The 12,209-nt window shown below is 69.7% G+C and carries 11 protein-coding genes and 2 tRNA genes; 8 read left to right on the top strand and 5 right to left on the bottom strand.

The genetic code is table 11. The features are described 5' to 3' along the window. Window positions 1-3 precede the first annotated feature (3 nt). From ACZ6NZ_RS27680 to ACZ6NZ_RS27670, 3 genes are all read right to left on the bottom strand, one after another. Complete coding sequence (locus tag ACZ6NZ_RS27680) at window positions 4-1,104, bottom strand: aKG-HExxH-type peptide beta-hydroxylase (RefSeq protein ID WP_465860920.1); 1,101 nt, start codon at window positions 1,102-1,104, stop codon at window positions 4-6. Between the two features lie 86 nt (window positions 1,105-1,190). After that, window positions 1,191-1,385, bottom strand: coding sequence for a hypothetical protein (locus ACZ6NZ_RS27675; RefSeq protein ID WP_366612770.1), 195 nt, complete (start codon window positions 1,383-1,385; stop codon window positions 1,191-1,193). 146 nt (window positions 1,386-1,531) lie between these two features. Further along, window positions 1,532-3,682 carry a M14 family zinc carboxypeptidase gene (locus tag ACZ6NZ_RS27670; protein WP_465860919.1) on the bottom strand — a complete coding sequence of 717 codons (2,151 nt, stop codon included), beginning with the start codon at window positions 3,680-3,682 and terminating at the stop codon, window positions 1,532-1,534. Window positions 3,683-3,888: 206 nt separating this feature from the next. Here ACZ6NZ_RS27670 and ACZ6NZ_RS27665 point away from each other — a divergent pair, with 206 nt between their 5' ends. Beyond that, complete coding sequence (locus tag ACZ6NZ_RS27665) at window positions 3,889-4,398, top strand: SigE family RNA polymerase sigma factor (protein WP_366612772.1); 510 nt, start codon at window positions 3,889-3,891, stop codon at window positions 4,396-4,398. Then, window positions 4,395-5,225 carry a hypothetical protein gene (locus tag ACZ6NZ_RS27660; protein WP_366612773.1) on the top strand — a complete coding sequence of 277 codons (831 nt, stop codon included), beginning with the start codon at window positions 4,395-4,397 and terminating at the stop codon, window positions 5,223-5,225. Before ACZ6NZ_RS27665 ends, ACZ6NZ_RS27660 begins: the two co-directional genes overlap by 4 nt. Before the next feature lie 70 nt (window positions 5,226-5,295). Here the strand turns inward: ACZ6NZ_RS27660 and ACZ6NZ_RS27655 are convergent. Continuing rightward, a tRNA-Gly gene (locus ACZ6NZ_RS27655) sits at window positions 5,296-5,369 on the bottom strand. A gap of 301 nt (window positions 5,370-5,670) precedes the next feature. On the opposite strand from ACZ6NZ_RS27655, the gene ACZ6NZ_RS27650 reads away from it, so the two are divergent. From ACZ6NZ_RS27650 to ACZ6NZ_RS27625, 6 genes are all read left to right on the top strand, one after another. After that, window positions 5,671-5,744, top strand: a tRNA-Pro gene (locus tag ACZ6NZ_RS27650). 138 nt (window positions 5,745-5,882) lie between these two features. After that, window positions 5,883-7,229, top strand: coding sequence for a trigger factor (tig, locus tag ACZ6NZ_RS27645; protein WP_366612774.1), 1,347 nt, complete (start codon window positions 5,883-5,885; stop codon window positions 7,227-7,229). A 244-nt stretch (window positions 7,230-7,473) separates the two neighbouring features. Further along, window positions 7,474-8,115: an ATP-dependent Clp protease proteolytic subunit gene (locus tag ACZ6NZ_RS27640; protein WP_007464111.1), complete on the top strand. Its 642-nt coding sequence runs from the start codon at window positions 7,474-7,476 to the stop codon at window positions 8,113-8,115. Between the two features lie 10 nt (window positions 8,116-8,125). Then, window positions 8,126-8,788, top strand: coding sequence for an ATP-dependent Clp protease proteolytic subunit (locus ACZ6NZ_RS27635; protein WP_465860918.1), 663 nt, complete (start codon window positions 8,126-8,128; stop codon window positions 8,786-8,788). Between the two features lie 210 nt (window positions 8,789-8,998). Beyond that, window positions 8,999-10,294 carry an ATP-dependent Clp protease ATP-binding subunit ClpX gene (gene clpX, locus ACZ6NZ_RS27630; protein WP_355010117.1) on the top strand — a complete coding sequence of 432 codons (1,296 nt, stop codon included), beginning with the start codon at window positions 8,999-9,001 and terminating at the stop codon, window positions 10,292-10,294. A gap of 142 nt (window positions 10,295-10,436) precedes the next feature. Further along, window positions 10,437-11,234 carry a carbon-nitrogen hydrolase family protein gene (locus ACZ6NZ_RS27625; RefSeq protein WP_465860917.1) on the top strand — a complete coding sequence of 266 codons (798 nt, stop codon included), beginning with the start codon at window positions 10,437-10,439 and terminating at the stop codon, window positions 11,232-11,234. Between the two features lie 123 nt (window positions 11,235-11,357). On the opposite strand, the gene ACZ6NZ_RS27620 is transcribed toward ACZ6NZ_RS27625, so the two are convergent. Continuing rightward, entirely contained in the window at window positions 11,358-11,582 is a 225-nt protein-coding gene (locus ACZ6NZ_RS27620) for a hypothetical protein (RefSeq protein WP_366612776.1), read from the bottom strand. Window positions 11,583-12,209: the final 627 nt, after the last annotated feature.

The following is a 12,209-nucleotide window of genomic DNA, read 5'->3' as shown; positions in this document are numbered from 1 at the left end:
CGTTCATCCGGTGGGGATCGTCGGTCGGCGGGCGCGCTCGGCCTCCGCCACCTCCCACCGCCCGGCGGCGTCGGCGGACGCCGGGACCGGCACGGCGGCCAGCCGGCCGATCCGTTCGGCCAGGCGATCTGCCCAGAGCCGCCCGGCCGAGGTGAGACTTCCGGCCCGGGCGAGCTCGACCAGGGCGCGTTCCACCTGTGCGCGCACCACAGCGAACCGTGCGGTGGCCTGGGCCGCCAGCTCCGGATGGGCGCGCAGCGCGGCCCACACCTCGGCGACGGCGGTGAACGCGTAGGTGCCGTGCAGCAGCCCGCCGATCGGACGCGGGTCAGGACGCCAGGGCGCGAAGTACCGCTGCGGGTCGGCGGGGTCGTGCAGCCGGACCAGGCCGAGGACAGCGTTGAGTTTGCTGTGTTGCAGCTCGTGCACCATCGTCACGGCCAGATCCACCGGGCCGAGGTTGGCGTCGGCGGCCAACGCCCCGAAGGCGTCGGCGTGCGTGACACTGTGCCCGCGCTCGCTGCCGTCGGCCAACGGTACGAAGGTGTTGATCCCGGCGGCCACCTCGGCGGCGTGCGTCGGGGCGTACCCGACGAGCAGGTGCCAGGCGTGCCCGACGGACCGTTCCAGCTCCGCGGCCTGCGCGGCGGAGAGCCGGGCGGCGACCGGCAGGCCGAAGCAGTCGCGGTAGGGGTCCAGGTCGTCGACGCGGAGGTCGAGGGTGACCGACTGCTCGGTGAAGCGCCACCAGCGGGTGGGCGTCCACCGACGCCCGGACAGGTCGGCCGGCGTCACCGTCGTGCTGCCACCGCGTCGACGCAGCACCCCGAGGCCCGGCACCGGCACCAGGCCCGCGCGCGGCGTGACCTGCACCGCCGCGTCCGACCGTCCGCTGAGGGCGGCCGCCGCGAGCGCCGCGAACGGAAGGTAGTCGGGCCGGTCGGTGGCACCGTGCCGGACCCGATCGATCGCCCAGACGGCCAGCCACGGATGGTCGAGCAGCACGTTCGCGGCGGCGGGGTCGAGGCGGTGGGCGTGGCCGAGCAGGTGCGCCGACGCCGCCAGGGCGTCGTCGGTGTTGGCGAGGCTCTTGAGGACGAGCATCGTTCGGTTGCGTTCCGCGCGCCGCAGAGCGCGGACGGCAGCCGGGCCAGCCCCGCCGTCGGCCAGGCGGGTGAACTCCGAGCGGGTCAGCTGGAGTCGGCGCCGGGGTCGAGGAAGCTGTTCCAGCCGGTCAGCGTCGTCTGCCGGGGACTCTTCAGTGTCGCGACCAGTTCCTCGATCCATCGGGCCAGTTCCGGATCCTCGTCGCGTAGCAGGTGGCTCAGACCCTGCGTCAACACGTCGACCACAACGAGGTGATCAGGTGTGGGTTGCTCAGTCATCGATGTCCCGGGTCGGCGCAGGCGTGCTGACATGAAAACACGTCAACGTCTGTGATCACCATCGGCTTACCGTCCGTCACCGCGAGTCGCGCGCCCCGGGCCGTACCGCCGCCGGCTGCTGCCGTCGGCGGTACGGGATCCGCGGGTCAGCCGGCGGCGGCTTCGGCGGCGGCGTAGTCGCGGGCCACCCGGACCATCTCCACCAGCCCGCCGGCGTACTCCTGGGATTCGCCGTGCGCCTCGTCGAACGGCGGCTGGAAGCCGACGCCCTCCCACTGGTTGGTCGCCGGGTTCCACCGGTCGTTGCCGACCTCGAAGTCCCAGGCGAAGATGCCCAGCTCGTAGTAGAGCTGGTCGGCCGAGTTGCCGGCGGCGGAGTAGAGCACGTCGGCGACCGGTCCGGTCTGCGACGGCCAGGTGACGGTGCCGCGCTCCTGGGCGATGGCGCCGACGATCCGCCGGGCGCTGTCGAGGAACAACGTCGACTCGTCGATCGACGGCCGCGGCAGGGTGACCCTGCCGTCGGCCCGGTACGCCCCCGGCGGCCACATGAAGTACCCGCCGTAGGAGTGCACGTTCATCGCGAACCTGATGTTCGGGTGGTCCTGGGCGAGCGCGATCACGTTGGCGCTCTCCGCCTCGGACAGCTCGGCGGTGCCCGCGTAGGTGCCGGACAGGCAGTTGGCGCTGGCGCCCACGTAGCCGTCGAAGTACGACCCGACGGTGTAGTTGCGATTCAGGTCGACGCCCCACGAGGTGCGGTTCTTCGGGTCGCGGGCCGCACCGGTGCAGTGGTTGACGAGGTTCTTGCGCTGGAAGTTGAAATCGTTGAACGAGTAGTTCGCGCCGTCCGGGTTGACCACCGGAATGACGAAGATGTCGACCTGCTCCAGCAGCTCACGGGTGGCCGGGTCGGTCCGGGCGTTGGCCAGCATCCGCTCGGCGAACTCCAGCGTCACCAGCGGGGTGGCCCACTCCCGGGCGTGTTCCTGGGAGTACGCGAGCACCCCGACCCGGGAGCCGTCCCGATGTACGCCGAGGCGCAGCGCCTGCACCGTCCACGGCCGTGCCGGCACCTCGGTGCCCTGGAGGCCGTCGTCGAGTCGGGTGGGGCCGGCGACGGGCATCGGCAGCCCGGCCGAGCCGTCCTCGACGGTGGCCCGGAACCGGTCCGGCTGCCAGGCGTTGATCGCCGCCGCGACCTCGTCGGTGGTGCTCACCGTCCTGCCGGCGGTGTCGGTGGCCAGTGACACGGTGAGGACGCGGTCGCGGTAGCCGACGGTCAGTGGGCGGTTCGCCCGGCCCGGGTCGACGGTCCGCACCTGTACGCCGTTCATGTTCTGGTCGCCGAAGCGGACCGACTCGACGACCAGGGCGGCCACCGCCGGGTCGCCCAGGTAGCCGGCCGCGGTGCGTCGGTATCCCTGGGTCCTGTTCGGCAGGTCGATCACGTCCACCAGGTCCCGGTACTGGCGGGCCAGCCGCTTGATCCGCGCCTGGATGTCCACCGGTGTCAGGTACGCGTCGATGAAGTCCTTCTGGTAGCCGGCCGGCAGTGGCGGCGGGGACGCGTTCGGCCAGAGCGTCGGGGTGATCGCCCGGCTGACCCCGCCGAGGCTGGAGGTGGCGCTCAGCTGAACCGGCCGGCTCGGCACCGGCTGGGGGAGCGCGTAGTGGTACTGGTACTCGCCGGAGTCCTCGAACCGGTAGAGCGGGAACGAGCCGGTGCCGCCGTCCGCCGTACGCCAACTGACGGTGATCTCCACGTCCGGGTCGTCGGTGGCGGTGGTGGCCACCTGGGCCTGCAGGAAGGTCTGTCCGGTCGTGGTCCACCAGTACGCCTGCTGCACCTGGAGGGTGTCCACGGCAGCGGCGCCGGCGGTGGACCGCTGACCCGCGGCCGGAGCGCGCAGCCCGGCGGCGGTGCGGGCCTGAGCCGCGCGGACGCTGTCGGTGTAGTGCCGGTCGCCGTCCCCGGCACGTTGCACGATCTGCACGGCCGTCGCGCCCTGCGCGGTCAGTTCGCCGAGCTGCGTGCCGTTGAGCACCAGGTCGGCGAGGATCCGGCCGTCCCGCGTCCGGGGCCGGTTGGCCAGGTCCGCGCCGGTGGCGACGAGCCGGTCCAGCTGGGCCTGGTCGCGGAGCTGAACTCGGACCACAGCGGTTTCGGTGGCGCTCAGGGAGATCGGGGCGGCCGGGGTGGCGGGTGCCGCCCCGCCGGAAGCCGGATGGGACAACACTGCGCTGAACAGGATCACTGTGGTGGCGGCAGCTGTCCACCGTCGTCGGACGATCATGTGCCCTCCTGTGACGGACGTCGATGTGTCTGGTCCTTACACCAGTGCACAGATCGACACCTGTCAAGAAGGTCGACGCCGTTGGCCACGCCGGTAGCCCTCGGACGTCGTTCGGCGTTGATCCCGGTGACATCTGCGCGAGTTCCGGAGCAACCCGCTGAGCCAGACCCCGCGTGACTACCTCGAAACGGGGATCGGAGGCCTGAATGAGCGATCGCGACGAGGCGTTCGCCGAGTACTTCGCGGCACGGTCCGGTGCCATGCGCGGCACCGCGTACCTGCTGTGCGGTGACTGGCACCGTGCCGAGGACCTGGTCCAGACCACGTTCGTCAAGCTCTACCGGGTCTGGAACCGGATCTCGCGGCACGAGGTGCTCGACAGCTACGTGCGCCGGATCCTGATCCGGACCTTCCTCGACGAGCGCCGCCGCGGCTGGTGGCGGCGGGAACGGGTGGGTGGCGAGGACACCGAACAGGTGGCCCCGTCCGACTCGCCGGAGAGCCGGCTGGTGCTGCTGCAGGCGCTGGCCCGGGTGGCGCCGCGTCAGCGGGCCGTGCTGGTTCTCCGGTACTGGGAGGACCTGTCGATCGAGGACGTCGCGGCGTTGCTGGAGTGTTCTCCAGGGACGGTGAAGAGCCAGGCGGCACGCGGGCTCGAGACCTTGCGCGGCCTCCTGACACCCACCTACAGCGGGATCGAGATGGGGGAGCGATGAACGAGCAGGAGTTGCGCGAGATGCTGCGCAGCGAGATGGCGGAGACAACACCACCACCACCATTGAGTACGACAGCCGCGCTCGGCGCGGCACGGCGGACGCACTTCCGCCGACGGGCGCTGTGGGCGTCCCTCGGTTCGGCGGCTGTCGTGCTGGCCGTCACCGGCTTCGCGGCCGTGGCCACCCCGGACGGCCACGTCTACCAGCCGGCGGGGCAGGGGCCACCGGCTTCTCCGGACACCAAGCAACCGTGGCCGACCGGGCCGGACGGGCAACCGCAGGAGGACCGGACCGCGCGGGCCGGATCCAGGTACGACCAGGGGGCTCACCTGCTCACCGAGGCCGTCTCGGTCGTGCCGTCCGGCTACAGCACGCCGGAGGACCCGCCGAACCGGTCCGCCGAGGAGCGGACGCTGCGGACCCACCAGGCGCAGTTCGAGGACAAGGTGGACGGCGTCGACGTGTGGAGCTATTCGTCCTCGGTGGCGGTGGCCCAGGGTGGGGGCACCGGGCGCGTGATCGTCGAGGTGCACGCTGCCGGCAACCCGTTGCCGACCGAGCCGTGCGACCTGGCCCAGAAGTTCTGGAGCATGCGGGGCGAGTGTCAGGTCGAGACCGTCGGCGCCGTGCGGGTCGGCGTGGTGGTCCGACCGAGTCGCGACGATCGGCTCGACCAGTGGTCGGCGTACCGGCACCCGGACGGCGTGGTGGTCTTCGTGGCGCAGGGCGCGCGGCTGGACGAGAGCCGGCCGGGGTTGACGAAGCTGCCGTTCTCCGTGCCGCAGTTGGCGGCCCTCGCGGCAGACGAGCGGTTCCACCTGAAGTGACACGGCGACTCGGCCTCGCCGAGTGGGCCCAGGTGCCGCCACCGTGCGGGCCACCTGGGCCTTCGTGCGTTGGAGCGGGCGACGAGAATCGAACTCGCGTAGTCAGTTTGGAAGACTGAAGCTCTACCATTGAGCTACGCCCGCGTGCATCCCGCCGAAACCGGACGCGCCCCTAGCGTACCCAATGCTGTTGCCCGACGCGTAACCGCGTCACCGCCTGGCGGCGTCGCGTCGTCCGCGACCCGGCGGCACCGCGACCCAAGATCCGCGCGACGTCCGGGATGTAGTGGCCTCGCCGTGCGGGGAGACCATCACATCCGTGACGTTGTGCGGATCTTGGTGGTACGGGAGTGGGGGCTAATGGTAATTTTCGGGTGATGTGTCCGGGTGGGGGATGCCCCGGCACCGACTGAGGCGTGGCGACGGCATAGACTGCACGTCGCCACGGGGTGTGGCGCAGCTTGGTAGCGCACTCGCTTTGGGAGCGAGGGGCCGTGGGTTCAAATCCCGCCACCCCGACTGTCGTCCGCGGCCGGGCCGCCCCGGGTGCCGCCCAGTGCGGCTCCCGGGCGATGCCGGAGCGTCAGGCCGGCTCGCCTACACTCGATGGGCTGAATCACGCCCAGACTCAACTGAGATCCGTCAAGGAGTACGCCTGTGAAGAGCACCGTCGAGACTCTGAGCCCGACGCGCGTGCGGCTCGCCATCGAGGTGCCGTTCGTCGAGCTCGAGCCGAGCCTCAAGAAGGCGTACCGGGAGATCGGTTCGCAGGTCCAGGTTCCGGGCTTCCGCCGGGGCAAGGTGCCGACCGCGGTGATCGACCAGCGGGTGGGCCGGGGCACCGTCCTCAACGAGGCGGTCCAGGAGGCCATCCCGGAGAACATCCTCGCCGCCGTCCGCGAGCACGACCTGAAGACGCTGGGGCGCCCGGAGGTCGAGATCACCGAGTTCAACGACGGTGACTCGCTGAACTTCACGGCCGAGGTCGACGTCCGCCCGGAGATCACCATCCCGGACGCGAGCACCATCGAGGTGACCGTCGACGAGCTGCAGATCGACGAGAGCGAGATCGACGAGCAGGTGAAGAACCTGCGGGAGCGTTTCGCGACCCTCAAGACCGTCGAGCGGGCCGCCGCCGAGGGCGACTACGTCCAGATCGACCTGAACGCCACCGTCGACGGCGAGGACGTGCCGGGTGGTCAGGCCAGCAACATCTCCCACGAGGTGGGCAGCAAGCAGCTCCTGCCGGGCCTGGACGAGGCCGTGGTCGGCCTCGCCGCCGGTGACGACACCACCTTCACCACCCAGCTGGTCGGCGGCGACTTCGCCGGTCGTGACGCGGACGTGGCGGTGACCGTGCGCACGGTCAAGGAGAAGGAGCTGCCGGAGCTGAACGACGAGTTCGCCCAGATGGCGAGCGAGTTCGACACGATCGAGGAGCTGCGCGGAGACCTGCGCAACCGGGTCACCCAGGGCAAGCAGGTCGAGCAGATCTACGCCGCTCGGGACAAGGCTCTGGCCGAGCTGGTCGAGGCCGCCGAGATCCCCGCCCCGGAGGGTGTCGTGCGCGAGGAGGTCGAGAGCCGCAAGCAGGCGATGATCGACCAGCTCGAGCGGATCGGCGCCTCGATGGAGGAGTACCTCGCGGCCGAGGACAAGACCGAGGAGCAGATCGACGCCGAGCTGACCGAGGCGGCGACCGAGGGCGTCAAGGTCCAGCTCCTGCTGGACACGCTGGCCGACGCCGAGGACGTGCAGGTCTCCGACGACGAGTTCGGGCACGAGATCGTGCACCGGGCGCAGCGCGCCGGGATGGCCCCGCAGCAGTACTACGACCAGCTGGTGCGCTCCGGCGCGGCCGCCGCGGTCTTCGGCGACGTGCGGCGGGGCAAGGCGCTCGCGGCCGTCATGGAGAAGATCACGATCAAGGACTCGGCCGGCAACGGCATCACCCTCGACGCGCTGCGCGCCGCCAACGAGGCCGAGCACAACCACCAGCACTGATCGTCGGGTGCGGCCGCCGTCCACCGCTCAGCGGCGGGCGGCGGCCGTTTCCCTCCCGGGTCCGCCCGGGCAGCAGGCACTGCCCGGTCCCGGGCAGCAAGCACTGCCGGGTACGCCCGGAAGCCCGCGCCGCGGGTGCGCCCGACACAGCTGCGCTGAGAGCGAACACTGCCCCGACCGGGACTCTGCCGCCCCGCACAGCGGTTAGTGTCGGGAAAGACGGTACGGAGAGCGAAGGGCTGCCATGACCGACATGCACATCCCCAAGAAGTCGCTCCGGGCGATTGACGCGCGCGGTGGCGACTCCATTGGCAACCTCGACGACTCGGTCTACAACCGGTTGCTCAAGGAACGCATCATCTTCCTGGGCAGTGAGGTGACCGACCAGGTCGCCAACCGCATCTGCGCGCAGCTGCTGCTGCTCGCCGCGGAGGACCCGGACCGCGACATCAACCTGTGGATCAACTCGCCGGGTGGCTCGGTCTACTCCGGCATGGCGATCTACGACACCATGCAGTTCATCGACAACGACGTGTCGACCGTGGCGATGGGCATGGCTGCCTCGATGGGTCAGCTGCTGCTCTGCGCGGGCACCAAGGGCAAGCGGTACGCCCTGCCCCACGCACGGATCATGATGCACCAGCCGTCCGGTGGTCTGGGCGGCACGGCGTCCGACATCGCCATCCAGGCGGAGCAGATGCTCTACACGAAGCGGATGTTCCAGGAGCGGGTCGCGCACCACACCGGCCAGAGCCAGTCGCAGATCGAGGCCGACTCGGACCGGGACCGTTGGTTCACCGCCCAGGAGGCCATGGACTACGGCTTCATCGACAAGGTGATCATCGGGGCCGCACAGGTCCCGGATGGCGCCGGGACCCTGAGCTGAGGAGCTGACGATGACCGATCTGAGCCTGCCGCCCCAGTTCGCGGCCGTGCACAACCGCTACGTGCTGCCGTCGTTCGTCGAGCGCACGTCGTACGGGGTCAAGGAGTCGAACCCGTACAACAAGCTCTTCGAGGACCGGATCATCTTCCTCGGCGTCCAGGTGGACGACGCGTCGGCCAACGACGTGATGGCCCAGCTGCTGACGCTCGAGGGCACCGACCCGGACCGCGACATCATCATGTACATCAACTCGCCGGGTGGTTCGTTCACCGCCATGACGGCGATCTACGACACCATGCAGTACGTCCGTCCGGACATCTCGACGGTCTGCCTCGGGCAGGCGGCGAGCGCGGCGGCGGTGCTGCTCTCGGCGGGCACTCCGGGTAAGCGGATGGCCCTGCCGAACTCGCGGATCATCATCCACCAGCCGGCCACCGAGGGCGGCTACGGGCAGGGCTCGGACATCGAGATCCAGGCCCGGGAGATCCTGCGGATGCGGACGCAGCTGGAGGACATGCTGTCCCGCCACTGCAACCGCCCGATCGAGCAGGTTCGCAAGGACATCGACCGTGACAAGATCATGACGGCCGCGGAGTCCAAGGAGTACGGGCTGGTCGACACGATTCTGACCAGCCGCAAGAAGGGTTTGCTGGCGGCCAACGCCGCTCGCTGAGCCGTACCGGGTCAGAGGTTGGCCGGGGCTTTCGTTCCCGGCCGACCTCTGACACACCCGTTTTGGGGGTCGGAGAATGCCCCGCCAGCGGGTAACGTCGGGTCCGTACCGCTTCGCCGGCTGGGCCGGCGGCGCGAACCAAACCGGGCGGCGCGCAACGTCCGCAGGTCAGGGCCGGGTCTCCGGCCGATGAGTGCAGGGAGAACGTAGGTGGCACGGATCGGTGACGGCGGCGACCTACTGAAATGCTCCTTCTGCGGCAAGTCGCAGAAGCAGGTCAAGAAGCTCATCGCGGGCCCAGGGGTCTACATCTGCGACGAGTGCATCGATCTCTGCAACGAGATCATCGAAGAGGAGTTGGCCGAGTCCGGCGAGGTGAAGTGGGAAGAGCTTCCCAAGCCGATGGAGATCTGCCAGTTCCTCGACACCTACGTCGTGGGTCAGGATCAGGCCAAGAAGGCGCTCGCCGTAGCGGTCTACAACCACTACAAGCGGATCCAGGCCGAGGCGGCCGGTGCGCCGGGCTCCGGCAGTGACGCCGTCGAGCTTGCCAAGTCCAACATCCTGCTGCTCGGCCCGACGGGGTGCGGTAAGACCCACCTGGCGCAGACCCTCGCCCGGATGTTGAACGTCCCGTTCGCCATCGCCGACGCCACCGCGCTGACCGAGGCGGGCTACGTGGGCGAGGACGTGGAAAACATCCTCCTCAAGCTGATCCAGGCCGCCGACTACGACATCAAGCGGGCCGAGACCGGCATCATCTACATCGACGAGGTCGACAAGATCGCCCGCAAGTCGGAAAATCCGTCGATCACCCGGGACGTCTCCGGTGAGGGCGTGCAGCAGGCCCTGCTCAAGATGCTCGAGGGCACGGTGGCCAACGTGCCGCCGCAGGGTGGCCGTAAGCACCCACACCAGGAGTTCATCCAGATCGACACCACGAACGTGCTGTTCATCTGTGGTGGGGCGTTCGCCGGCCTCGACCAGATCATCGAGTCCCGCACCGGGCAGGGTGGCACCGGTTTCGGCGCCCGGCTCCGGTCGGTCTCGGAGCGGTCGACCGACGACATCTTCAGCCAGGTCATGCCGGAAGACATGCTCAAGTTCGGGTTGATCCCCGAGTTCGTCGGCCGGCTGCCGGTCATCACCAACGTTCGCAGCCTGGACCGCAGCGCCCTCGTTCGGATCCTCACCGAGCCGCGCAACGCCCTGGTCCGGCAATACCAGCGTCTGTTCGAGCTGGACGGTGTCGAGCTCGAGTTCGACGAGCCGGCGCTCGAGGCCATCGCCGATCAGGCGATGCTCCGGGGCACCGGTGCCCGTGGTCTGCGGGCCATCATCGAGGAGGTTCTGCTCTCCGCGATGTACGAGGTGCCGAGCAACCCCGACGCCGCCCGCGTGCTGATCACGCGCGAGGTTGTCCTGGAGAACGTCAACCCGACCATCGTGCCGCGTGAGTTCACCGGGCGTCGGGCTCGGCGCGACCGCGAAGACAAGTCCGCCTGATCCTTTCCGCGTCCCGCCGGCCGTTCGATCCTGAGCGGCCGGCGGGATCGTGTTCGGCACCACTCGTCGTCGGTGACCGCGCCCCGATGCCGGTCCGGCCGTGGCGCTGTCCGTGAACGGCCTCCAGCCGTACCCTGTGCTCATGCGTGTCGCCGTCTGCCAGCTGAACGCCCGGGACGACCGTAAGGCGAATCTGGCGGCGGCGGAGGCCCTGCTGGAGCGCGCCGCCGCCGGCGGCGCGGATCTTGCCGTCCTTCCGGAGTACGTCGACTACCTGGGCCCTGCCGCTGGGCTGCCCGAACCGGAGCCGGTCGACGGGGAGGTGGGCAGCTTCTTCGCCGGGGTGGCCAGGCGGCTCGGGATCTGGTTGGTGGCCGGTTCGTTCCACGAGGCGGGCCCGGACCCGGACCACACCTGGAACACCTCGCTGGTCTTCGACCGCTCCGGCACTCTGGCCGCGAGCTATCGCAAGATCCACCTGTACGACGTGGAGATCCCCGGTCGGGTCTCCTACCGGGAGTCGGCGAGTGTCGCGCCCGGGGCCCAACCCGTGGTGGTCGACATCGAGGGGCTACGGGTCGGCCTGTCGATCTGCTACGACCTGCGCTTCCCGGAGCTCTACCGGCTGCTCGCGTCCGATGGTGGCGCTCAACTGCTCGTGGTTCCGGCCGCGTTCATGATGCACACCGGCCGGGATCACTGGGAGGTCCTGCTGCGGGCCAGGGCGATCGAGAACCAGTGTTTCGTGGCGGCGGCCGGTCAGACCGGCGACCACGAGCCAGGTCGCACCTGCTTCGGGCGCAGCATGGTGGTCGACCCGTGGGGGACGGTCCTCGGCCAGGTGCCGGACGGCCCGGGGGTCTCCGTCGTCGACCTGGACCTGGAGCGGCTCGACACGATCCGCGCCGAGCTGCCCAGCCTGGCCAACCGTCGGCTCTGAGGCACCAGCCCGGCCAACCGCGGCGGTGAGCTGCGCGACGGGCCAACCCGTCGGCGTCGAACCGCGCGGCGGGCCAACCGTCAGCGTCGAACTGTGCGGCGGGCCAACCGTCGGCGTCGAACCTCAACCCTCCAGCAGGACGCCGATCACCGCGAACCCGGCGATCGCCGCGGCGGTGACCAGCAGCGCCGTGGTCATCCGGGACCTGCCCCGTCGGGCCAGCCGTCCCACCGAGAGCACCAGCACGACCAGCACGACCGTGCCGATCACCACCTGCCAGAACGGCCCGATGAGACCGAGCAGCGCCTGCTCGGCGAACACCCTGGTGCCCTGCCCGGACTCATCCATGATTGACACTCTGGCACGTCGAGGTGGCCCGCGTCCTCGGCTGTGCCGGGAGTCGAGGTTGCTGGCAGCTCTGCGGCGCCAGGAACCGGCGGGCGGCTCCTCGTCCGAACCAGTGATGAACCCTGATTTGCCTTCTCCGGGCCGTCCGCGTAACTTTCTCTCTGCACGGGGGAGGCCGGACAAACCGGCCGAGAACGGGCGCCAGGCTCGTGGCGGCAACGCCGAGCGAGACTGAGGATCGGGCGGTGCGGAACACTCCGGAAACGGGGTTGCGAACGCGAAGCCGACCGGGTAGAGTTTCGAAGCCGGCAGGAGCCGGGCGGAGAGCCGCGAAGCGGCGATCGGCCGGTCTGCGGCTTCCCACGACAGAAACGAACGTCGGTAACGACGTGCGTCATCGTGGACTCGAGCAAGCAAGACTATCCGCGTTATCGGATGAAGCATGACGAACCGCGAAATATCGGTTTGACAGGGTGGGAACGAGCGGGTAACGTAGTAAAAGTGCCTGGCGCTGAAAGCGCGGGGTGCGGAGCGGTAAGGAAGCCCCGTGATGGGTGCCATTGAGTGTGGTGCTTTGATCGGTGTGTGGTTGTTCTTTGAGAACTCAACAGGGTGCTTGTAAAGCCA

The organism is Micromonospora sp. NPDC047756 (assembly GCF_055587245.1).
This window is presented reverse-complemented; position numbering and strand designations above follow the sequence as displayed.

Excerpts from the sequence above, each read along its gene's own strand:
- ACZ6NZ_RS27640 (WP_007464111.1), top strand. The coding sequence starts at position 7,474 with ATGACCGACATGCACATCCCCAAGAAGTCGCTCCGGGCGATTGACGCG.
- ACZ6NZ_RS27675 (WP_366612770.1), bottom strand. The coding sequence starts at position 1,385 with ATGACTGAGCAACCCACACCTGATCACCTCGTTGTGGTCGACGTGTTG.
- ACZ6NZ_RS27670 (WP_465860919.1), bottom strand. The coding sequence starts at position 3,682 with ATGATCGTCCGACGACGGTGGACAGCTGCCGCCACCACAGTGATCCTG.
- ACZ6NZ_RS27665 (WP_366612772.1), top strand. The coding sequence starts at position 3,889 with ATGAGCGATCGCGACGAGGCGTTCGCCGAGTACTTCGCGGCACGGTCC.
- ACZ6NZ_RS27660 (WP_366612773.1), top strand. The coding sequence starts at position 4,395 with ATGAACGAGCAGGAGTTGCGCGAGATGCTGCGCAGCGAGATGGCGGAG.
- ACZ6NZ_RS27625 (WP_465860917.1), top strand. The coding sequence starts at position 10,437 with ATGCGTGTCGCCGTCTGCCAGCTGAACGCCCGGGACGACCGTAAGGCG.
- ACZ6NZ_RS27620 (WP_366612776.1), bottom strand. The coding sequence starts at position 11,582 with ATGGATGAGTCCGGGCAGGGCACCAGGGTGTTCGCCGAGCAGGCGCTG.
- ACZ6NZ_RS27680 (WP_465860920.1), bottom strand. The coding sequence starts at position 1,104 with ATGCTCGTCCTCAAGAGCCTCGCCAACACCGACGACGCCCTGGCGGCG.
- ACZ6NZ_RS27635 (WP_465860918.1), top strand. The coding sequence starts at position 8,126 with ATGACCGATCTGAGCCTGCCGCCCCAGTTCGCGGCCGTGCACAACCGC.